This window comes from Mesorhizobium sp. 1M-11, from assembly GCF_001303895.1.
Lineage (GTDB): Bacteria > Pseudomonadota > Alphaproteobacteria > Rhizobiales > Rhizobiaceae > Mesorhizobium.
The window spans coordinates 335,113-355,580 of sequence record NZ_LJSD01000037.1; the positions used below are offsets into that span (position 1 = coordinate 335,113).

The 20,468-nt window shown below is 61.5% G+C and carries 19 protein-coding genes and 1 riboswitch; of the genes, 9 read left to right on the plus strand and 10 right to left on the minus strand.

The window, feature by feature from the left end; genetic code table 11:
* Positions 1-82: 82 nt before the first annotated feature.
* The 4 genes from AO692_RS16660 to AO692_RS16675 form a co-directional block, all read right to left on the minus strand.
* Entirely contained in the window at positions 83-1,069 is a 987-nt protein-coding gene (locus AO692_RS16660; RefSeq protein ID WP_054311145.1) for an RluA family pseudouridine synthase, read from the minus strand.
* A gap of 37 nt (positions 1,070-1,106) precedes the next feature.
* Positions 1,107-1,487, minus strand: coding sequence for a fluoride efflux transporter CrcB (gene crcB / locus AO692_RS16665; protein ID WP_054311146.1), 381 nt, complete (start codon positions 1,485-1,487; stop codon positions 1,107-1,109).
* Between the two features lie 27 nt (positions 1,488-1,514).
* Positions 1,515-2,342: an aspartyl/asparaginyl beta-hydroxylase domain-containing protein gene (locus AO692_RS16670; RefSeq protein WP_054311147.1), complete on the minus strand. Its 828-nt coding sequence runs from the start codon at positions 2,340-2,342 to the stop codon at positions 1,515-1,517.
* 210 nt (positions 2,343-2,552) lie between these two features.
* Positions 2,553-4,127, minus strand: a complete 1,575-nt coding sequence (locus AO692_RS16675; RefSeq protein WP_054311148.1) for a GMC family oxidoreductase N-terminal domain-containing protein — start codon at positions 4,125-4,127, stop codon at positions 2,553-2,555.
* A gap of 181 nt (positions 4,128-4,308) precedes the next feature.
* Between AO692_RS16675 and AO692_RS16680 the strand changes: the two genes are divergently transcribed.
* From AO692_RS16680 to AO692_RS16690, 3 genes are all read left to right on the plus strand, one after another.
* Positions 4,309-5,214: a phosphotransferase gene (locus tag AO692_RS16680; protein ID WP_054311149.1), complete on the plus strand. Its 906-nt coding sequence runs from the start codon at positions 4,309-4,311 to the stop codon at positions 5,212-5,214.
* A gap of 230 nt (positions 5,215-5,444) precedes the next feature.
* Complete coding sequence (locus tag AO692_RS16685; protein ID WP_054311150.1) at positions 5,445-6,236, plus strand: phytanoyl-CoA dioxygenase family protein; 792 nt, start codon at positions 5,445-5,447, stop codon at positions 6,234-6,236.
* Positions 6,237-6,428: 192 nt separating this feature from the next.
* Positions 6,429-6,818, plus strand: a complete 390-nt coding sequence (locus tag AO692_RS16690; RefSeq protein ID WP_054311151.1) for a RidA family protein — start codon at positions 6,429-6,431, stop codon at positions 6,816-6,818.
* 123 nt (positions 6,819-6,941) lie between these two features.
* On the opposite strand, the gene AO692_RS16695 is transcribed toward AO692_RS16690, so the two are convergent.
* Positions 6,942-7,292, minus strand: a complete 351-nt coding sequence (locus AO692_RS16695) for a hypothetical protein (RefSeq protein ID WP_054311152.1) — start codon at positions 7,290-7,292, stop codon at positions 6,942-6,944.
* 195 nt (positions 7,293-7,487) lie between these two features.
* Positions 7,488-7,713: riboswitch (yybP-ykoY riboswitch) on the plus strand.
* Between AO692_RS16695 and AO692_RS16700 the strand changes: the two genes are divergently transcribed.
* Together AO692_RS16700 and AO692_RS16705 are read left to right on the plus strand one after the other, a co-directional pair.
* Positions 7,690-8,217, plus strand: a complete 528-nt coding sequence (locus AO692_RS16700) for a manganese efflux pump MntP family protein (RefSeq protein WP_244483376.1) — start codon at positions 7,690-7,692, stop codon at positions 8,215-8,217. (Overlaps the previous riboswitch by 24 nt.)
* Before the next feature lie 79 nt (positions 8,218-8,296).
* The gene (locus AO692_RS16705) at positions 8,297-9,058 is read left to right on the plus strand and encodes a Stf0 family sulfotransferase (protein ID WP_054311154.1); all 762 of its coding nucleotides are present in this window, start codon (positions 8,297-8,299) and stop codon (positions 9,056-9,058) included.
* A 24-nt stretch (positions 9,059-9,082) separates the two neighbouring features.
* Here AO692_RS16705 and AO692_RS16710 read toward each other — a convergent pair whose 3' ends face one another.
* The 3 genes from AO692_RS16710 to glyA form a co-directional block, all read right to left on the minus strand.
* Positions 9,083-10,393: a replication-associated recombination protein A gene (locus AO692_RS16710; RefSeq protein WP_054311155.1), complete on the minus strand. Its 1,311-nt coding sequence runs from the start codon at positions 10,391-10,393 to the stop codon at positions 9,083-9,085.
* A 142-nt stretch (positions 10,394-10,535) separates the two neighbouring features.
* Entirely contained in the window at positions 10,536-12,041 is a 1,506-nt protein-coding gene (locus AO692_RS16715; protein WP_054311156.1) for a DegQ family serine endoprotease, read from the minus strand.
* 189 nt (positions 12,042-12,230) lie between these two features.
* Entirely contained in the window at positions 12,231-13,544 is a 1,314-nt protein-coding gene (gene glyA, locus AO692_RS16720; protein ID WP_054311157.1) for a serine hydroxymethyltransferase, read from the minus strand.
* Positions 13,545-13,754: 210 nt separating this feature from the next.
* On the opposite strand from glyA, the gene AO692_RS16725 reads away from it, so the two are divergent.
* Both AO692_RS16725 and AO692_RS16730 read left to right on the plus strand, forming a co-directional pair.
* Entirely contained in the window at positions 13,755-14,300 is a 546-nt protein-coding gene (locus AO692_RS16725) for a dihydrofolate reductase family protein (RefSeq protein ID WP_054311158.1), read from the plus strand.
* A gap of 331 nt (positions 14,301-14,631) precedes the next feature.
* On the plus strand, positions 14,632-16,161 hold the full coding sequence (locus AO692_RS16730; RefSeq protein ID WP_054311159.1) for an ABC-F family ATP-binding cassette domain-containing protein: 1,530 nt from the start codon (positions 14,632-14,634) through the stop codon (positions 16,159-16,161).
* Positions 16,162-16,272: 111 nt separating this feature from the next.
* On the opposite strand, the gene AO692_RS16735 is transcribed toward AO692_RS16730, so the two are convergent.
* Together AO692_RS16735 and AO692_RS16740 are read right to left on the minus strand one after the other, a co-directional pair.
* Positions 16,273-17,958: a Na+/H+ antiporter gene (locus AO692_RS16735; RefSeq protein WP_054311160.1), complete on the minus strand. Its 1,686-nt coding sequence runs from the start codon at positions 17,956-17,958 to the stop codon at positions 16,273-16,275.
* Positions 17,959-18,141: 183 nt separating this feature from the next.
* The gene (locus AO692_RS16740) at positions 18,142-19,044 is read right to left on the minus strand and encodes a LysR family transcriptional regulator (RefSeq protein ID WP_054311161.1); all 903 of its coding nucleotides are present in this window, start codon (positions 19,042-19,044) and stop codon (positions 18,142-18,144) included.
* Between the two features lie 130 nt (positions 19,045-19,174).
* Here AO692_RS16740 and AO692_RS16745 point away from each other — a divergent pair, with 130 nt between their 5' ends.
* Together AO692_RS16745 and AO692_RS16750 are read left to right on the plus strand one after the other, a co-directional pair.
* On the plus strand, positions 19,175-19,534 hold the full coding sequence (locus AO692_RS16745; protein ID WP_082407400.1) for an Atu4866 domain-containing protein: 360 nt from the start codon (positions 19,175-19,177) through the stop codon (positions 19,532-19,534).
* Positions 19,535-19,575: 41 nt separating this feature from the next.
* Positions 19,576-20,418, plus strand: coding sequence for an oxidoreductase (locus AO692_RS16750; RefSeq protein ID WP_054311162.1), 843 nt, complete (start codon positions 19,576-19,578; stop codon positions 20,416-20,418).
* The last annotated feature ends 50 nt before the right edge of the window (positions 20,419-20,468 follow it).

Consider the following 20,468-nt stretch of genomic DNA (forward strand, 5'->3'; position numbering starts at 1 on the left):
TACAGCCCTACAAGACGGCAGCAGTCACGGCATGGTCCAAGCAGCACCGAGCGGTGGTTCACCGCAGCAACCGGTGGGCACATCAATCGTCCTCGGCGCTCGCCTCGTCGAAGCCGAGCAGGTTCCAGCTCTGGCGCATATGCGGCGGCATCGGTGCGGTGACATCGATCACGCCCCTGTCAGGATGTGGGATGATGATGCGGCGGGCGTGCAGATGCAGCCGGTTCTGCATGCCACCCGGAAAGTCCCAGTTGGTGTCGGCTTCGAAATATTTCGGATCGCCGATGATCGGGCAGCCGATATGGGCAGCATGCACGCGCAACTGATGCGTGCGGCCTGTATAGGGCTCCATCTCCAGCCACGACAGCGACTGCGCCGCCTGCTCGACGATGCGGTAGTAGGAAACCGAGTGGTCGGCGCCCTTTTCGCCATGCTTGGCGACCCGCACCCGGTCGCCATCCGGGGTCGGTTCCTTGATCAGCCAGGTCGAGATCTTATCCTCGCGCTTCGGCGGCACACCCTTGACCAGCGCCCAGTATGTCTTCTTCGTTTCGCGGGCGCGGAAGGCTTCGGACAGTTTCATGGCGGCCAGCCGCGTGCGCGCGATGACCAGCACGCCCGACGTATCGCGGTCCAGCCGGTGCACCAGGCGTGGCTTCTCGCCCTTCTTGTTACGCCATGCCTCCAGCATGTCGTCGACATTGCGTGTCACGCCCGAGCCGCCCTGCACGGCAAGGCCTGCCGGCTTGTTGAAGACGAAGACCTTGTCGTCTTCATGCAGCAGCATCTTGGCGAGCACATCGGCGTCGCCCTGATTGCGGATCGAATGACCGGTGAGTTGGTCGGCTCCGCCCTTCTTGTCGACATCGAGCGGCGGGATGCGGATCACCTGCCCCGGTTCAACACGGGTATCAGTCTTGGCGCGCCCGCCGTTGACGCGCACCTGACCGGAACGCAGCAGCTTCTGCAACTGCACGAAGCTCAATCCGGGATAGTGGCTCTTGAACCAGCGATCGAGCCGCATACCCGTTTCGCCGGCTTCCACCGTGATCTGTTCGACGCCTGCCATCTGCCTCAGCTGTCCGTTTCGAAACGCGCCAATAGCACTATGACATCGTTCTTACGAGCCAAAGCCCGAGGAACAGTGCAAGAATCGCGCCTATGACGCTCACCAGCGCGTAACCCGCTGCCGGAACCACATCGCCGCGATCCCATAGGGTGGCGAAATCCAGTGAGAAGGCCGAGAAGGTGGTGAAGCCGCCGAGGACGCCTGTGGCCACGAACAGACGCAATTCCGCCGAGGCGCCGCCATAGCGGCGCGCCAGCGTCTCGATGAAGGCGCCCATGATGAAGGAGCCGATGATGTTGATCGCCATCGTGCCCCAGGGAAAATTGGGGCCGATCAGCCTGAGCGCGCCGAGGTTGAAGAGATGGCGGATGGCGGCGCCGATCGCGCCACCGACTGCCACGAGGAGAAGATGGTACATCGGCACCGATCCCGTCAGCGCGACGGCCTAGGCCTGAGCCTTCTTGCCCTTGCTCGACGAGATCATCTTCCAGTTCTTGTAGAACATGGAATTGATGCGCTCGACGCTCATCGAAACGATGGTGAGCAAGCCGGCAACGACACCGGGAACCGGGGAAGGACGAATGATGTCCATGAACACGCAATAGCGGCGGCCGTCATATTCGTTGACCGAACGATGCAGCAGCGTGTCGTCGAAAATATACATTGGACTGTCGTGCCAATAGTTCCTGGCGCCTTGGCATTCGACGAAGATTTCAGCGTTCACCGGGATCAGGTTGTACAGCACGCGCAGCGAAAGGCGCAGCGGGCCGAAATGCCAGGACGTCGATTCGCGCCCCGAAAACACCGACACCGCGATCGTCTTCACATATTTAAAGTCCTTGTTGAACTCCGGCACGTTGTCGATCTTGTGCTTGCCATACCACTGGTAGACGTACATGCCGCGCCGGCCGGTGCCGAAATTGGCGTCGATGTCGGCGATGATCTCGTTGCGGCGCTCCTTGAAGACGTTGAGCACCTCGTTGACTTCGCGCTGATAGTCAGCCGGAAACTGCTCCAGCTTCCACACGCCCCAGTTCTTGTAGCTGATCAGGTCGACCAGCAGGTTGAAGGGGGACAGCAACCAGGTGAACATGCCGTTGCCGGTGAAATAGAGGCTGAACAGCCGCTGGTCCTTGTTCTTGTTGCGCAGCACGTCGATGAGCCCGCAAACAAGCCAGATCAGCGTGATGATCGGGATAAAGTAGAAACCGAGCCCCAGAAGCACGACGGCGATGGCGGCTTTGCGGATTGCCTTGCGTTGATCTTTGGTCATGTGAGCCTGGCGCCTGGCGCCACCCTTTTAAGAGTTCGCCGCGCCCTCGGCCGCGGCGCATTCACCCCAGTGACGGCTGCATAGGCTCAATTGCTGTCGTGCACAAGACGGCACAAAACCCGTACCAGCAAGCATCTCAAAAAATTGGATTGGAATACTCACCTTTTTAGTATCCGCATCGACCGGTGCGCTCGTACGACGCCGGCGGCTCTATGCAGCCAATATGAAATCGGCGCAGCGTTCGGCGATCATGATGCAGGGAGCGTTTGTGTTCCCACTGACCAGCGTCGGCATGACCGACGCATCGGCGACCCTCAATCTCGGCACGCCTTTCACCCTCAACTGGTCATCCACCACCGCCAGCGGATCATTGCCCATCCTGCAGGTGCCGGCAGGATGGTAGACCGTCTTGGCCAGCGAGCGGATATAAGACACGGTCTCCGCGTCACCGACATCTCCAGGTGTCAGTTCACTGAATCCCAACGCCTGCATTGACGGCGCGGCGAGAATGGCCCGCGCCAGCTTCACTCCGCGCAACAGCGTATCGACATCCTCCGGCGCCGCGAGATTGTTGCCGACGAGCCGGATAGCGTCCTGCGGCTCGGCACTCCGCAACGTTACTTTCCCCCGCGAAACCGGTCGCAATATGCATGGGTTGATGGAAACGCCGTGCCCTTCCATAGGTTGGCGCGTCGCATCGCCGACCAAAGCAGGCGTTACATGGAACTGCACATCCGGCCTGCCGCAACCCGACGTGTCGACGAATCCCCCTGACTCGACAACGTTCGAGGCCAGAAGGCCGCCGCGGCCGCAGAGATATTGCAGGGCATTCACAGCCGCTCGCCAGCCGCGATCCTGCCCCTTGAGAGAGATTGGTCGTTCAGTGATGCCATAGACCGAAGCGGTGATATGATCCTGAAAATTCTCTCCGACCCCCGGCAGGTCACGAACGACCGGAATACCAAAAGCAGCCAGTTCCGCTGCAGGACCGACGCCGGACAGCATCAGAAGCTTCGGCGTTGCCAGCGCTCCGGCGCACAGGATGACCTCCTCCCTGGCCGCTGCCCTGCCATTCTCGCCGTTGTCGGCGCGATAGCAGATTCCGCTGGCAGCTCCATTCTCGAGGTCCAGCCCAAGCACCGTGCAGCCGGTACGCAGGGTCAACAGGGGCGATCTGCGCACGGCTTTCAGATAGGTTGCCGCAGTCGAGCCTCTTCGCTGCGCGAACGTGGTCGTCTGATAGAAGCCGATGCCGGCCTGTTGGGCCCCATTGAAATCCGCATTGAACGGCAGACCGACCTCTTGCGCGGCCCGCACGAACGCAGAGCTGATCGGATGCCTGTGACGAGGCTCGGAGACTTTCAGCGGCCCGCCGACACCATGAAAGGCATTCGAGTAGGTTTCATTGTCCTCGCAGCGGCGAAAGACCGGTAAGACATCCTCGTAGCCCCAGCCGCGGCAGCCGCGTTGGCGCCATTCGTCATAGTCCTCCGCCTGCCCGCGAATGTAGATCATGGCATTGACGGACGATCCACCACCCAGCGTGCGCCCTTGCGGAATCGTCATCACACGGTCATTCGCTGCGGGCTCCGGCTCGGTTTGATACATCCACGTGCGTTTCGTTCCAAGCACGCGCACGAAGGTGGCGGGAACGTGGATGAACGGCGTGTTGTCGCGGGGCCCAGCTTCAAGCAGAAGCACGCTTTTGCCAGCAGACACCAGCCTGTTCGCCAGGACACAGCCGGACGATCCTGCGCCGGCCACGATATAGTCGTATGTTTGCACGGTTGATATCTCGGCTCCTGAGATGCGCCTATACGAACGACAGATTGATTATAGTTGATAAAGTGAACTTATTTAGTTCACAGAGTCAACCAAAACCATAATAGCCACTTCCGCCTTTTCCTCCAGATGATTGCATCGCATTGGTGGGGTCGACGTCGAGCACCCAGAAACCGGGAAGAACATGAAGCCAAAACTGTCCCCTCAAGCCATTGCATCGGCCGTAGAACGCGACCTGGGACCAATCTCGACCTGGACCTCGGTGTCCGAAGGCGAGGAATCACAGGCTTTCGGCATCAGGCTTGCTGATGAAGACCTCATCCTGCGCATCAATCGGCTTACCGAAGGCTTTCAAAAGGAGGCGTTTTGCTACCGGCACTTCACCTCCGCCAGCTTGCCGATCCCGCAAATCCTGTCGATCGGCGAGGTCGACGGTCATGCCTATTGCGTATCACGGCGCGCCGCAGGCAAAACCCTGCAGGATCTGTCGCCGGCTGAGCTGCCGCCGGTGGTTGCGCGGGTCGATGAAGTCATGCGAGCCATTGCGGAAGCGCCGCTGCACGGAACCGAAGGTTTCGGCCGTTTCGATGCCAACGGCATTGGGGAGCACGAGAGCTGGCGCGGCTTCCTGGCGGCCGTTGCCGATCCGCGGCGTCATGACTGGAAAGGATGCGAACCGGCGGTCGAAAGGCGCTGGGTCGATCGGCATCTGCACCTGCTCGGCGTTCTCATCTCGCAGTGTCCGGAAACCAGAGGCCTCGTGCATGGCGATTTCGGCTCGAACAATGTCCTGACCGACAGCCTGGCCATTACCGGTGTCATCGACTGGAGCGAGGCGCTGTTCGGCGATCCGCTCTACGACGTCGCCAACATCTTTTTCTGGCGTCCCTGGCTTGCCTGCATGGAAGCGCAGGCGCGCTTCTTCGAAGAGCACCGGTTGGACATAATGAGCAACGCGCAAGCCCTGCGCTGCTATCAGCTTCGCATCGGCCTGCAGCAGGTTTTTGAATGCGCCGTAGCAGGTGACACGACCGACTTGCAGTGGGCGATGGCAAGGTGCGACGCCATAGCGGTCGATCCTCCAGGCTGATTGGGTTGCTGGTCGGCTACCGTGAGTGAGTGCGACAGCCTTCCGCCGAGGGTCACACGCCGATCTTGCACTCCGGCGCGATAGGCCATAGGTTCCGGTCACAATGTTCATGTCCACATTCTTCCCGCTGATCTGAGCCGCACCGGTCGTTTCTGAACGACATGGTCGCTTGGCGCATCCGCGCCGCTCGGATCACAACGCCGCCGATACGGTGGCGAACGGAGAATGTCATGCCCAAAACCGAACCCATTGGCCTGACGACCAGTCAGGTCCAGAACTTCATCGATAATGGCTTCATCAGAATAGAGAACGCTTTCAACACCGACCTCGCCCAGCAATGCCGGGACGAGTTATGGGCTCAAATCGGCCTCTCACCACATGAACCCGAAACGTGGACAAGACCGGTGATCCGTGTAGGGGCGATGGCTTCGCCGACATTTGTCAAGGCGGCCAACACCCCTCGCCTGCACCGCGCTTACGACCAGATCGTCGGCGAAGGCCGCTGGGTTGCACCCAAGGCGCTCGGGACCTTTCCAATCCGCTTCCCGTCGCTACAGGCACCCGTCGACGACGGCTGGCACGTGGACGTGAGCTTCGGCACCGACAATCCGGATTTCATGGAATGGCGCGTGAATGTGAAAAGCAGCGGCCGCGCCTTGCTGATGTTGTTCCTGTTCTCGGATGTCGGACCGGACGATGCGCCGACAAAGATCCGAAAGGGCTCCCACAGCACAATCGCCCGCGAATTGTTGCCTTATGGCGAAGCGGGCGCCACTTTGCGGCAGCTTTCCGTCGAAGGCTACGCATCCACGCAAGACTGCGAAATCGAACTGGCAACGGGTGCGGCGGGCACGGTCTATCTGTGCCACCCCTTCCTCGTGCATGCCGCGCAGCCGCACCGGGGCAAGGAACCGCGTTTCCTGGCGCAACCGCCTCTGCTGCCCAGGGGCGAGTTCGATCCGGCCTTGCCACCCTCGCCGGTCCAGATCGCCATCCGCCAAGCTTGCGGACTGACATTTTAGCCGTACGGAAGCCGGAGCCGTTCGCGGCCCCGGCTATCCTAAAACCACCCAGCCAATTGCCCGTGTCCTCACATACGTAGCGTATGTGTATTGAAACACTCCTCGCAGGCCTTACATACGCTCCGTATGTCAATTGATGCGAACCGCACCCTTGCTGATGGTGCTGCGCGACAAACTGGAAGAGGACAAAAGATGGCACAACGCGACCCGGTTTTCCCGGCTGACCGACATGCGCTTTACGAAGCGCACGGCTATTCGGCAGCGATCCGTTCCGGAGACCTCCTGTTCGTCTCGGGACAAGTTGGCAGCCGCCCCGACGGGTCTCCAGAGCCCGATTTCAAGCGCCAGGTCGAACTGGCCTTCGAAAACCTGCGGGCGACGTTGAAGGCAGCGAACTGCACGTTCGACGACATTGTCGACGTCACCACTTTCCATACCGATCCCGAGAACCAGTTCGAGACCATCATGGCCGTCAAGAACCGGATCTTCGACAAGGCGCCCTATCCGAACTGGACCGCGGTTGGCGTGAACTGGCTGGCCGGTTTCGATTTCGAGATCAAAGTCATCGCGCGTATTCCCTGAGACGCTCCAGGCGAGAGTTAAAGTTCGGGAAGCCCACGACCTACCTCAACGAGCCCCGAGTTGACCCCACGCGCGCAGCCGCCGCTCCGGCAGCCGGAGCGGTGACTGCGTTTCAAAGCCGCTTCAGGCGCCCCAGGCATGTTTCGGCGCCGGATCGCCAAGCGGATCGTGCAGATCGTCAGCTTCGGGGAAGAGGTCACCGAACCTCGTTTGATCGACCTCCACCGCTGCTTGTGCTTCCAAGATGGATGCCTGGCTTTTTGCCCATGCCAGCATGCGCTGCACCGTCGGCTCCGCGCGATCTCTATCACCGACCCACTGAATCCACGCGCGAAGCTCCGCTGCCCGATTGAGGCTGTTCAAGCAAGAACTCAGCAACTCCATCCGAAGCCGCTCGCGCTCGACCCGGCGCGCGGCAAGCAAGCGGCGGTGTTTCAAGGTCGCGTGCTCCGGCAGTGACACGAAGGCTTCCATCGCGAGGGCTCCTTTGCGAGTAAGGCCCGATCCTCGGCTACGCTTGCTTGACGTTCCACCCGTTTCCTGACGCGGTTCCGCTTCACCATGTCGAGGTTTCTTGTCTTCGTCATGCAAAGATAGCCAAAGCTAAACCATTGAAAATTATTAATTAAATCTCAGAAGACATTGACGATCCAAATCCCCTTTGATAGGTCAGCGGCCATCGGGGAGTAGCCACCGGAAACGGGGCCGCATCAACATACTCGCGTTCTCGCGTGGTGCGGCCGGCGCTTTGACGCTCGGCAAGACCGTGACGAAAGCTTTTCCTGGACAGGAAAGCCCTGCTCGTCCGGCCAACGTCCTAACTCCGGGATCAGCGATGTCACCCGTTTCCATTGCCGTGCTGGCTGTCGGCATGTCTGTCGACGCCTTGATTGCCGCGCTGGGGCGCGGCGCCTCACCTGTACGCCCGACATTGTCGCAAGCGGTTAGAACCGGACTTGTGTTTGGCATCGTGGAGATGCTGACGCCCATCATTGGCTGGGCGCTTGGTGTTGCCGCCAGCCAATACATCCAGGCGATCGACCATTGGGTCGCCTTCATTCTTCTGGCAGCCGTCGGCGGCAGGATGACGATCCATGCCCTGTCGCGAAAGGACACCGCTCGGGAAGAAAACAGCCCCTCGGCGTTTGGTCTGCTGGCAACAGCTGTCGGAACAAGCCTCGATGCCATGGCTGTCGGCGTCTCGTTGGCCTTTCTGAACGTCAATATCTTCGTGATCGCGGCTGCGATTGGGCTGGCAACCATGGTGATGTCGACAGGCGGCGTGCTCGCCGGACGATATCTGGGAGCGCGATTCGGCCGGTATGCCGAAATCGTTGGCGGCCTTGCCCTCATCGGCCTTGGCGCGAAGATACTCTTCGACCATCTGCTGGCCCCATGACTTGTTCGTAGCGTCAGGATAATTGCCATCTCGCTCAAGTCGCGCGGGCCTGAGCGATCACGCTACAGGTGTCGCCACAATGCAGTTCTCCTCCTACATCATCTGCGGCACACCCCGTTCAGGCAGCACCCTGCTTTGCACCATGCTGACCGAAACCCGCGTGGCGGGACGACCTCATTCATATTTCCGGCAGCAGGACATCGCGGAGTGGGCACAGGAATGGGGTGTCGAGCCGGCACGAGATCCGGACGACGTGCGTTTCGACAGGGACTACGTTGCCGCGATGCGGCGGGTCGGCACAGACGACACGGGCACTTTCGGCCTTCGCCTGATGTGGGTCAGTGTCGCTGAAGCTTCGCGACGACTGGACAACATCGCCGGCGACAGGGCGGATATAACTGCGAGGTTGGAAGAAACCTTCGGACCGACGCTCTACATCCATCTTTCACGCCTGGACAAGGTTGCGCAAGCCGTTTCCCTGATCCGCGCCCAGCAGAGCGGCCTATGGCATCGGAACAGCGACGGCACCGTGCTCGAGGGCGAAGAGACGCAGCGGCCAGTCGCCTACGATGGCGAGCATATCGGCCGGGTCGTGAAGGAACTGGAAGAAGACGATGCTTGCTGGGCGGATTTCTTCAAATCCCGCAGCATCGACCCACTGCGGCTGACATACGAGACGATGTCCGCCGACCCGCAGTTGGCCTTGTCGAAAGTGCTGTCGGCGCTTGGCAAGGATCCAGAACTTGCCAAGGCCGTCAGGGTCGGAACGGCGAAACTGGCCGATGGTACAAGCAGCGAATGGACTGCGAGGTTCAGGAAGGAAAGCGGCCGGTTAGCCTAGCTTGCGTGCCACCGCTGCGAGGAATTACTCACCTCTCTCCTTCCTCAGTTTCGACCAATACTCCAGCCGTTTCCTGATCTCGCGCTCGAAGCCGCGCTCCGGCGGGTCGTAGAAGGTCTGCCGGCCCATCTTTTCGGGGAAATAGTCCTGGCCTGAAAAGGCGTCCGGCTCGTCATGGTCGTAGCGATAGCCGGCGCCGTAGCTCTCTTCCTTCATCAGCTTGGTCGGCGCGTTCAGGATATGCTTGGGCGGCAGCAGCGACCCATTTTCCTTGGCCGCGCGCGTCGCCGCCTTGAAGGCGTTGTAGACCGCGTTCGATTTCGGCGCGGTGGCAAGGTAGACGCAGGCCTGCGCGAACGCCAGTTCGCCTTCCGGCGAGCCGAGATAGTCGTACGCATCCTTCGCCGCATTGGCGATGACCAGCGCCTGCGGATCGGCCAGGCCAATGTCCTCGACCGCCATGCGGACCAGCCTGCGGCCGAGATAGAGCGGATCCTCCCCAGCGTCGAACATGCGCGACAGGTAATAGAGCGCGGCATCCGGATCGGAGCCCCGCACGGATTTGTGCAGCGCCGAGATCAGATTGTAGTGGCCGTCCTGGCCCTTGTCGTAGATCGGCGCACGACGCTGCACCACGCCTTGCAGGCCGGCAGCATCGAAAACCTCGCCGGGCTTGGCGGCACGCCATACCTCCTCGGCCAGGGTCAATGAGGCGCGGCCGTCGCCGTCGGCCATGCGCATAAGCGCCTCCCTCGCCTCTCCGTCAAGCGGCAGCGGCTTGCCTTCCGTCTCCTCGGCCCGGGCCAGCAGCTTGGCGATGCTGTCTTCGCCCAGCGACTGGAATACCAGTACGCGGGCACGTGACAAAAGAGCTGCGTTCAGTTCGAAGGACGGGTTTTCCGTGGTGGCGCCGACCAGCACGACGGTGCCGTCTTCCATCACCGGCAGGAAGCTGTCCTGCTGGGCACGATTGAAACGATGGATCTCATCGACGAACAGCAGGGTCTGGCGCCCGTTGGAGCGACGCAGGCGCGCGGTTTCGAACACCTTCTTCAGATCCGCTACGCCGGAGAAGATCGCCGAAATCTGTTCGAAGGCCAGACTGGTTTCGCCGGCCAGAAGCCTCGCCACCGTCGTCTTTCCGGTGCCGGGTGGTCCCCAGAAAATCATCGAGCCCAGTGAGCCCGACGCGATCATGCGCGAGAGTGCGCCGTCCGATCCGGTCAGGTGCTCCTGACCGACAACCTCGGCAAGTGTCTTCGGCCGCAACCGGTCGGCCAGCGGCCGGCCGGGTGGAGCCTTCTCAACTTCATCGCTTCCGAACAGATCGGCCATGGGGCAACGTCAGGCGTGTTTCCACGCTCCTTGAGCAATTCCAGGAAAAGTCTGCAACGGTTCTCCGTCCGGAATTGCGTAAAAACAAAGAGGTAGAGCGTTTCACGTCTCCGTGAAAAACGGAAACGCTCCAGGGGCAAGCCTAATAACGTAGGACTTGCCGCAGTGTCTGCCCACCCCGCTCGACCGTAAAGCGCCACCAGCGCGTGCTTTGCAGTGCAGCCTCTTCCAGGCGCTTGGCGGAATCGATGGTGACGCCGTTCACCTCGCGCACGATGTCGCCCGGCTGGAAGCCGAAATCGGACGCCGGCGACGCGCTTGCGACATCGACAAGAGCCACGCCCTTGGCGTCGCTGCGCAGGCCGAGCCGCTGAGCGAGACGCGGCGAGAGTTCCGCTACCCTGGCGCCCGCGAAGGGGCTGCGCCCACGCAGCAGGATCTGCGCGGTGGTTAGCCCTTCCGGCGCGCGTTCGAGCGCGATAGCCACCTGCTGTTGCTGACCCTTGGTGAGAACGCCGAACGTGGCGTTCGCGCCGATCGTCAGTGTCGCCATACGGTAGTCGAGCGCTTCTATGCCTTCAATCACTGCACCATTCAGCGTCTGGACGACGTCACCGGGCTTCAGGCCGGCCTTGGCCGCAGGGCCACCTTCGGCCACGGAGGAGACCAACGCGCCACCGACCTTTTCCAACCCAAGCGATTCAGCGATCTGCGGCGTCACAGCCTCGAATTCGGCGCCGATATAGGGACGCTCGAAGAAATCACTGCCTGCCTTGGCGGCCTCGGCGAAAGCGCGCACCATGTTGGCGGGAATCGCGAAGCCGATACCGATCGAACCACCGCTGCGGCTGTAGATGGCGGTGTTGATCCCAACCAGCTGGCCGCCCATGTTGATCAGCGCACCACCGGAATTGCCGGGATTGATGGCGGCGTCGGTCTGGATGAAATAGCCGGAATCCGAAATGCCGATATGGCTGCGGGCAAGCGCTGAAACGATGCCGGAGGTCGTGGTCTGGCCAACGCCGAACGGATTGCCGATGGCCAGCACAAGATCGCCGACCTCAAGCGCATCGGAATCGCCGATCGGAACCACCGGAAACGGCTTGTCGGCAGAAATCTTCAGGACCGCGAGATCGAGCGTTTCATCCTTCAGCATGACCTTGGAGGTGAATTCGCGCCCGTCCGACGTGGCGACCTTGACCTCATCGGCGTTCTTGATGACGTGAAAATTGGTGACGACGATGCCGCTCGGATCGACCAGCACGCCGGAACCCAGCGAAGATTGCGCACGCGGCACGGAACGGCCGAAGAATTCCTCGAAGAAGGGATCGCCGTCGAAAGGCGAGCGTACCCGCGCGGTCTGCGAGGCATAGACGTTGACCACCGCGGGCGCTGTCTGCTTGACCAGCGGCGCGAAGGAGAGCTGCACCTCCTCGCGGCCGAAGGGCACACGCTTGTCCGGGCCGGCGGTCGGGTTCTCGCCTTCGACGCCGTGCAGGAGGTCGGTCAGCACATCGGAAAGGCCGGGCTCGCTCTTGGCCGGCGGCTGCTGCGCATTCTCCTGCGCCAGCGAGCTGACCGGCCCGAAAGCGAGCGACAGCGCCGCCAAGGCGGAAAACAGAATGAGAGACAGCCTGTTAGGGCGCATACCGAATCCTCCGAACGAGTTGGGCGTCATTTTCGCGATGAATGTGCAAAATGAAAGGCCGGATCGGCATTTCCGATCTTTTGTCGGATTTGCGATCCCGGGTCCTTCGACAGATCATATGCCACGACAACAAAACCCGCCGGCAGCCCTTTGAAAGGGTTGCCCGGCGGGTTTTCTCTATTTTTTCGTTCAGCCGAGATAGGGATAGAGTGGGAAGCGTCCGGTCAGTGACACCACCTTGGCCTTCACAGCAGCCTCGACGGAGGCGTTGCCCTCGTCGGAATTGGCCACCTTGAGACCGTCCAGCACCTCGGCGATCAGCTTGCCGATTTCCCGGAATTCAGCCTGGCCGAAGCCGCGCGTCGTGCCGGCCGGCGTGCCGAGACGCACACCCGAGGTGACGAACGGCTTCTCCGGATCGAACGGAATGCCATTCTTGTTGCAAGTGATGTTGGCGCGACCGAGCGCCGCTTCCGCGCGCTTGCCGGTGGCGTTCTTCGGCCGCAGGTCGACCAGCATGAGATGATTGTCGGTGCCGCCCGAGACGATATCCAGCCCAGTTTCCTTAAGGCTCTCCGCCAGCGCCTTGGCATTGGCCACGACGTTCTGCGCATAAACCTTGAAATCCGGCTTCAGCGCTTCGCCAAAGGCCACCGCCTTTGCAGCGATGACATGCATCAGCGGACCACCCTGCAGGCCGGGAAACACCGCCGAATTGATCTTCTTGGCGATATCCTCGTCATTGGTGAGCACCATGCCGCCGCGCGGGCCGCGCAGCGACTTGTGCGTGGTGGTGGTCACCACATGCGCATGCGGCAGCGGGCTCGGGTGTACGCCGCCCGCAACGAGCCCGGCAATATGGGCCATGTCGACCATCAGATAGGCGCCGATCGAATCGGCAATCTCGCGGAAGCGCTTCCAGTCCCAGACGCGCGAATAGGCGGTGCCGCCGGCCAGGATCAGCTTGGGCTTGTGCTGCTGAGCGAGCTTCTCGATCTCGTCCATGTCGAGCAGATGGTCGTCCTTGCGCACGCCGTAGGAGACGACCTTGAACCACTTGCCGCTCATGTTGACGGGCGAGCCGTGGGTGAGATGGCCACCGGAATTGAGGTCGAGCCCCATGAAAGTGTCGCCCGGCTGCAGCAGCGCCAGGAATACTGCCTGGTTCATCTGGCTGCCGGAATTCGGCTGAACGTTGGCGAACTTGCAGTCGAACAGCTTCTTCGCGCGCTCGATGGCCAGTTCTTCGGCCACATCGACGAACTGGCAGCCGCCGTAGTAGCGCTTGCCCGGATAACCCTCGGCATACTTGTTGGTCATGATCGAGCCCTGCGCCTCCAGGACGGCGCGCGAGACGATGTTCTCCGAGGCGATCAATTCGATCTCGTGACGCTGGCGACCGAGCTCGTTGCGGATGGAACCGAAGATCTCCGGATCGACCTCCGCGAGCGGTGTTCCAAAGAAGGCTTCGAGAGAGTTCGAAACGGCCGTTGTTGTCGCCATGGACTTGGGATCCTCACAGTCGGAAAAGACATGGCGCCATTAACACAGTTGTCCCGGCCCTGCCACGTTTACGCTGCGAAATCCTCTGGCCGGATCGCGCCGTTTCTTTGAACCGCCAAGCCCGGCAAAACCAGGCGAGTCAGGTACCCTTGGTTCGCCCTTGCCAATCACACAATCTGATTGCAAAATGCAATCAGATTGGAGAAAGCTATGGCCACGATGATCTTCGGCATGATGGCGTCACTGGACGGCTACATCACTGGACCGGAAGGCGGTCCGCAACTGCCAGTGCCGGAAGCGCCACTGCACCGATATTTCAACCAGTTGATGCAGGGCACCGAGATCAGCGTCTGCGGCCGCAAGCTTTATCATGTGATGCGCTACTGGGAAGAAGATCAGGCTGATTGGCCTGACGAGGCGCGAGAATTCGCGCCGTTGTGGCGCGCGACACCCAAGCTCGTCTGCTCCACGACGCTGCGCGAAGTCGGCCCGAATGCAAGGCTGGTCAGCGAAGATGCCGTCGGAGCGCTGAAGCATCTCAAAGATGAGACAGAAGGTATCATCGATGTCGGCGGCGCCGAGCTCGCCGCTAGCCTGGAGGGGCTGGGCCTGATCGACGAGTACCACCTTTACATCTACCCTGTGGTGCTTGGCGGCGGCAAACCGTTCTTCGCCGGCACGACGCCGAAACTCCGGTTCCTCGGGCAGCAAATCCTGCCGCAGGATGTCGTGCTTTTGCGCTATGCTGCGGCTTGATCGGCCCGCAGCCCGCTTGCATCGACACGCAGCCGCGTTTATCTAGGCCAAGCAACCGTCGAGAAGAAAGGAGGGCTGCGTGTTCAGACATGATCAACACCGTCAGCGTGGCCCGATCCAGGCCCTGCAAATGCGTTTGCAGGGCTGACCAAGAGACGATCGCACCTAAGCATCTCTACCTGGTCTGCCCCAAGGGGTAGCGCGACACCGGCTCAATGCCGGCCTGTTCGCCCATCGTTGCAACAACGAGCCAACGCAATCCGGTACGACCTGCCTGGCATCGGACATGCCCGGCCACCGGCGAAGCTCGCGACAGACCAGAGAACACCCAATGGCACTGATCAATCTCAAGGCACTCGGCGTCACGCTTGGCGCTCGCCTGTTTTCCAATCTCGACCTCTCCGTGGAGGCCGGTGACCGCATCGGCATTGTCGCCGCCAACGGCAGGGGCAAGTCGACGCTGCTGCGCACCATCGCCGGAACGTTTGAACCCACGGATGGCGACGTCACCAAAGCGCGCGGCCTCACCATCGGCCACGTCGAGCAGGACATGGCGCCGGCGCTGCTTACCCTGCCCTTCCATGAAGCCGTGCGGCAGGCTTTGCCGCCGGAACAAGCGGAAAGCGAAAGCTGGCGTGCCGATGTGGTACTGGAGACCTTCGAGGTACCCGATGAACTGCGCGAGCGTCCGCTCGGCGCCTTGAGCGGTGGCTGGCAGCGGCTGGCCCTATTGGCGCGAGCCTGGGTCAACGACCCCGACGCTTTGCTGCTCGACGAGCCTACCAACCACCTCGACCTCGCCCGTATCCGTTGGCTGGAAGACTGGTTGAACAGCCTGCCGCAGAGCGTCCCACTGATCGTGGCCAGCCACGACCGCGCCTTCCTCGACGCCGTCACCAACCGCACGCTGTTCCTGCGCGCTGACCGGAGCCAGACCTTTGCCCTGCCCTACTCGAGGGCTCGGGTGGCGCTGGACGAGATCGACGCCTCGCAGGAGCGGCAATATCAGCGTGACATGAAGGCAGCGCAGCAACTTCGCCGGCAGGCAGCCAAATTGAACAACATCGGCATCAATTCCGGCAGCGATCTCCTGGTCATCAAAACCAGGCAGTTGAAGGACCGTGCCGAACGGCTGGAGGATGCTGCCCGCCCGGCCCACCAGGAACGCTCTGCCGGCGCCATCCGCCTTGCCAATCGGGGCACTCATGCCAGGCAGTTGGTGATGCTGGACGATGCCGAAGTGAGAACGCCCGATGGAACACTGCTGTTCAAGACAGGCAAACGCTGGATCTGCCAGGGCGACCGCATCGTGCTGCTCGGCCGCAACGGTTCCGGCAAATCGCGACTGGTTGGCATGCTGCGCGACGCTATTGCCGAAGGTGGTGGGGTCCAACCCGGAATTCGTGCCACGCCGTCGCTGGCGCTGGGCCATGTCGACCAGGCACTGGCGGATCTCGGCAATACCGACACGCCCATGGCTGCTATTGGTCGCCGCTTCGAATTCGGCGATCAGCGGCTCCGGTCGCTGCTGGCGGGTGCCGGCATCGGCATCGACATGCAGGAGCGAGCGATTGGCAGGCTGTCCGGTGGGCAGAAGGCCAGGCTGGCAATGCTGGTGCTGAGGCTTACCAATCCCAACTTCTATCTGCTCGACGAGCCCACCAACCACCTCGACATCGAGGGCCAGGAGGCGCTGGAAACCGAACTGATGGCGCATGAGGCAAGCTGCCTGCTCGTCTCGCACGACCGCAGCTTCGTGCGCACGGTCGGCAATCGCTTCTGGCAGATCGACAATCGCAAGCTGATCGAAGTGGATGGACCGGAGAATTTCTTTGCAGCCGTGTCCGGGGACGAGAACTGAAGCTAGAGCAATTCCAGGAAAAGTGCGTGACGGCTTTTCGTCCGGAATTGCGTAAAAACAAGGAGTTAGAGCGTTTCCGTGAACGGAGACGCTCTAACTGGGCGGACGCCGTTATTTCCTGGCGCCCGCCTTTTTTGCGGACGGCTTTTTCGAACTGGCCCGCTTGTTCGCTTGCTGGCGAGCGTTCAGCGCTTGATTGAGCATCACCTCACCGGCCACCGCGCGCATGGTGGTCTCGTCGATCTTGCGTTCGCGCAGGAGTCCTCGCAGGGCGGCCTGCTCGGCGGTGAAAGCAGCGTCCAGCATCGACTGCAAGGCCGGCTGTATGTCCTTCACGGTCGTATCCTCCTCCTCTCCCGCAACGATGCGTTGTCGATAGGCCGGGATGAGTTGCTGCGCGGCGGCCAAACGCGCCTCATAGAGTGCGGGGGTCGCGCGCGCCTCATCCACCATCTGTTCGATGCGCGCAATCGCTGCCTCCGCCGCGACCTGTCGCGCCATCCTTTCCTCGATGGCGCTCTCCTCGTCCTCGTCCAGCGGGATGCCACGCGCCACGATCGGCAGCGTCACGCTGGCCAGCACAAGCGAGCAGATGATGACGCCGGCGGCGATGAAAATCACGAGATCGCGCGCCGGAAATGGTGGACCATTCTCGGAGATGACGAGCGGAAGCGAGAGAATACCAGCGAGGGTGATTGCGCCACGCACACCGGCCAATGTCATGACCAGCTTCAACCGCGTGGTGAGCCTGAATGTCTTGTGGCCGCGCCAGCGCTCGACGATACCCCGCGCCGTCGACCCGAAGACGATCCAGGCGAAGCGGATGGCAAGCAGGATAAGTGTCAGCGTCATCACCGCCAGCACCGGCTCCCAGACCGTGCCGTAGAGCGACAGTTCCGGCGGCACGTTGCGGATGATGGTCGGCAATTGCAGGCCGAGCAGCAGGAAGATGACGCCATTGAAGGTAAACGACAGCATCTCGATCAGCGCCATGTTCTGCATGCGCGCCGGAAACGACAGTGAGCCGAACAAGCCGGCGCGGGCGATAAAGAGACCGGCAGTCACTGCCGCCAGGATGCCGGAAAGATGGAATTTTTCGGCCAGAAGATAGGCTGCGAAAGGCAGCAGGATCAAAATGACCACCTCCACCTCCGGTCGAACGTCGCCGATCTTGGCGACGATACGCAGCACCTTGGCCGTCGCCCACAGTGTCGCAAAACCGGCCAGCGCACCGCCGGCTGCGACCAGCACGAATGTCAGGGCCGTTTCGCCGAGCGAGAACTGGCCGGTGAGTGCGGCAGCGACCGCGAACCGCAACACGACAAGGCCGGAGGCATCATTGAGCAGCGACTCGCCTTCCAGGATGTGGCGCACGCGTGCCGGAACCAGATCGCGCCCGACAATGGACGAAACCGCGACCGCATCGGTCGGCGAGAGCACGGCGGCAAGCGCGAAGGCGACAGGCAGCGGCACCTGCGGCAGCAGCCAGTTCAGCGCATAACCGAAGACCACGACGGTGAAGAAGACGAGACCGAAAGCCAGGCCGAAGATGCGCGGCGCAAGCTCGGCGAATTCGCGCTTCGGCAGCATGATGCCGTCTATGAACAACAGCGGCGGTACGAATACCAGAAGAAACAGCTCCGGCTCGAGCTCAACCCGCAATCCATCGATCGGCCATGCCAGCAGAACACCCAGCCCGATCTGGATGATCGGCAAAGGCAATGGCAGGAAGCGCACCAGCACGCCGGATGCGGCGACCAGCACCAGAAGCAACAGAATCAGGGTCGCGACGGCCAAGCATTTCTCCAACAGTGACCGGTCCGACCTAGACCGTTTGGCATGACGAGGAAAGCTCAAGGAACAACGGCACCGACTTTCCTCATGTTTTCGGCAAAGGGCTCGAAGCCCGTTTCCTTTTTCCACCCAATGGCTTGAACCTGCACGATGATTCAAGTTCTCAACTCGAGCAGCCAATCCGCTCTAGACCTCGCCTCTCCGAAAAGTGCGGACATGGTCCACGAGCGCCCGCAGCTTTAACGGCTGGCGATGGCGCCTTGGAAAATAGAGATAGAACCCGGCGAAGGGCGGGCAATAGTCTTCCAGAAGCGGCACCAACTCGCCGCGTGCAAAATAGGGTTCGAACGTGTCCACCATGCCGAAAGTGATGCCCGCGCCGGCACAAGCCATGCGGATCATCATGCCCATCTCGTTGGTAGTCATCACCGGCTCGACCGCCAGTTCGAAATCACGGCCGTTTTCGGTGAACTCCCAGCGATATGGTGCTGCATCGGGCCGCGGTCGCCAGCCTATGCAGACATGATCCACCAGATCGCGCGGATGAAGTGGCCGGTCATACCGGGACAGATAGCCGGGCGAAGCGACAGCACATTGCCGCTGTTCCGCTGAAACCGGCACCGCGACCATATCCTGTTCGATCACCTCGCCCAACCTGACACCGGCGTCGTAACCCTCGGCGACGATATCGAACTCAGCGTCTGTGATGGTGATATCCAGCCTCACCTGCGGGTGGGCAGCGAGGAAAGCGGCAAGCAACGGCCCGGAAATGAAACGTTCGGCAATCGAGGACACGGCAACCTTCAGCAGGCCGGAGGGACGCATTTGCGTCTCGCGAACCGCCTGCACGGCCTCGGTTATGTCCAGCGCTGACGGTCTGACCATGTCGTAGAACATCTCCCCGGCCTCCGTCAGGCTGACGCTGCGGGTGGTCCGCTGCACCAGTGCGGTGCCGATCCGATCCTCAAGCCGTTGCAATGCCTGGCTCACGGCCGAGCGGGTGACGCCAAGGCGCTCTCCCGCGAGGCGGAAATTGCGCACTTCCGCCACGGCCAGGAACACCGAAATGCCTTCGAAATCATCCACCATTGGTTAGCATTACTAACCAAGCTGTTTCGCATTGGCAAGTCGATCACGCCAATCAACGCTCCTATGTTCTCCGTACCAGTCAGGACGTAAGCAACGTCGCATGACGCAAGGCTGAACCGGAGATCGAACGATGACGGCACGCAGCAAAGGACATGTCTTGCCCTTCCTGATCCTGGCGGCACTTTCGGCGCCGCCGGCACAGGCATCCGAAAGCACCGTCAACTCAAGCAACCAGGTCGAGGAACGACAGATGACACAACATCCCTATGTCGGCATGTGGGTGACCGATGATGGCCGGATCCGCCACGAACTGCTGCCCGACGGGCGCTATGACGAAGCGCGCGGCAGCAGGCAAAGCGCCTATCGGGGCCGCTACGAAGTGACCGGCACCCATATCGAATACTGGGACGACACCGGCTTCACCGCCGACGGCGACTTCGTCGACGAAAACACCCTCCACCACGGCGGCATGATCCTGCGCCGCCAATGAATGCCGAGAGACGACCGGCTCTCGGCTGAAAGGAATCCACCATGACGACGACCAATCCCGTATGGTTCATCACCGGAGCATCCTCCGGGCTCGGCAAGGCGCTCGCCGAAGCAGTGCTGGAACGCGGCTGGCGCGCCGCGATAACCGCCCGTAGTCCCGATGCTTTAACCGCTTTGGCATCCAGGCACGGTGAACGCGCACTCGCCTTGCAACTTGACGTCACCGACAAGGCTTCAATCGAGCGGGCCGTTTCAACCGCAGAGGCAAAATTCGGCGTGATCGACGTACTGGTCAACAATGCAGGCTATGGCTATCTGGCCGCCATAGAGGAAGGCGCTGATCGCGAAATCCGCGACCAGTTCGAAACGAACGTCTTCGGCCTTGTCTCTGTCACGAAGCGCATCCTGCCTGGCATGCGCAACCGCCGCCGGGGACACATCTTCAACGTCTCGTCGCTCGGCGGTCTCGTGGCCTTCGCCGCTACCGGCTACTACCACGCCTCGAAATTTGCTGTCGAAGCGCTTTCGGAATCGCTTTCACATGAGGTCAAGCCGCTCGGGATCAGCGTGACCATCCTCGAACCCGGCGCGTTCCGCACCGACTGGGCTGGCCGCTCGATGGTCGAATCCGAGACGATCATCGACGACTATGCCGAAACGGCTGGGAAGCGCCGTGAAGCGACCCGCGCCGTGTCAGGCAGGCAACCCGGCGACCCGGTGCGCGCGGCCACGGCGATCATCTCGGCATTCGAAGCAAGCGAACCGCCCTTGCGGCTCTTGCTCGGCGCCGCCGCCCTGAAGATCGCCCGACAGCGGCTCGATGTGCTGCGGGAGAATTTCGACGCCTGGGCCGAAACGACGCTCAGCGCAGACTTCCCTGATTAATCCGCACGTCACCACGCCCGGATATGCGCCGGGCTGACGCAAGGCGAGAG

Excerpts from the sequence above, each read along its gene's own strand:
- AO692_RS16660 (WP_054311145.1), bottom strand. The coding sequence starts at position 1,069 with ATGGCAGGCGTCGAACAGATCACGGTGGAAGCCGGCGAAACGGGTATG.
- crcB (WP_054311146.1), bottom strand. The coding sequence starts at position 1,487 with ATGTACCATCTTCTCCTCGTGGCAGTCGGTGGCGCGATCGGCGCCGCC.
- AO692_RS16670 (WP_054311147.1), bottom strand. The coding sequence starts at position 2,342 with ATGACCAAAGATCAACGCAAGGCAATCCGCAAAGCCGCCATCGCCGTC.
- AO692_RS16680 (WP_054311149.1), top strand. The coding sequence starts at position 4,309 with ATGAAGCCAAAACTGTCCCCTCAAGCCATTGCATCGGCCGTAGAACGC.
- AO692_RS16685 (WP_054311150.1), top strand. The coding sequence starts at position 5,445 with ATGCCCAAAACCGAACCCATTGGCCTGACGACCAGTCAGGTCCAGAAC.
- AO692_RS16690 (WP_054311151.1), top strand. The coding sequence starts at position 6,429 with ATGGCACAACGCGACCCGGTTTTCCCGGCTGACCGACATGCGCTTTAC.
- AO692_RS16695 (WP_054311152.1), bottom strand. The coding sequence starts at position 7,292 with ATGGAAGCCTTCGTGTCACTGCCGGAGCACGCGACCTTGAAACACCGC.
- AO692_RS16700 (WP_244483376.1), top strand. The coding sequence starts at position 7,690 with ATGTCTGTCGACGCCTTGATTGCCGCGCTGGGGCGCGGCGCCTCACCT.
- AO692_RS16705 (WP_054311154.1), top strand. The coding sequence starts at position 8,297 with ATGCAGTTCTCCTCCTACATCATCTGCGGCACACCCCGTTCAGGCAGC.
- AO692_RS16710 (WP_054311155.1), bottom strand. The coding sequence starts at position 10,393 with ATGGCCGATCTGTTCGGAAGCGATGAAGTTGAGAAGGCTCCACCCGGC.
- AO692_RS16715 (WP_054311156.1), bottom strand. The coding sequence starts at position 12,041 with ATGCGCCCTAACAGGCTGTCTCTCATTCTGTTTTCCGCCTTGGCGGCG.
- glyA (WP_054311157.1), bottom strand. The coding sequence starts at position 13,544 with ATGGCGACAACAACGGCCGTTTCGAACTCTCTCGAAGCCTTCTTTGGA.
- AO692_RS16725 (WP_054311158.1), top strand. The coding sequence starts at position 13,755 with ATGGCCACGATGATCTTCGGCATGATGGCGTCACTGGACGGCTACATC.
- AO692_RS16730 (WP_054311159.1), top strand. The coding sequence starts at position 14,632 with ATGGCACTGATCAATCTCAAGGCACTCGGCGTCACGCTTGGCGCTCGC.
- AO692_RS16740 (WP_054311161.1), bottom strand. The coding sequence starts at position 19,044 with ATGGTGGATGATTTCGAAGGCATTTCGGTGTTCCTGGCCGTGGCGGAA.
- AO692_RS16745 (WP_082407400.1), top strand. The coding sequence starts at position 19,175 with ATGACGGCACGCAGCAAAGGACATGTCTTGCCCTTCCTGATCCTGGCG.
- AO692_RS16750 (WP_054311162.1), top strand. The coding sequence starts at position 19,576 with ATGACGACGACCAATCCCGTATGGTTCATCACCGGAGCATCCTCCGGG.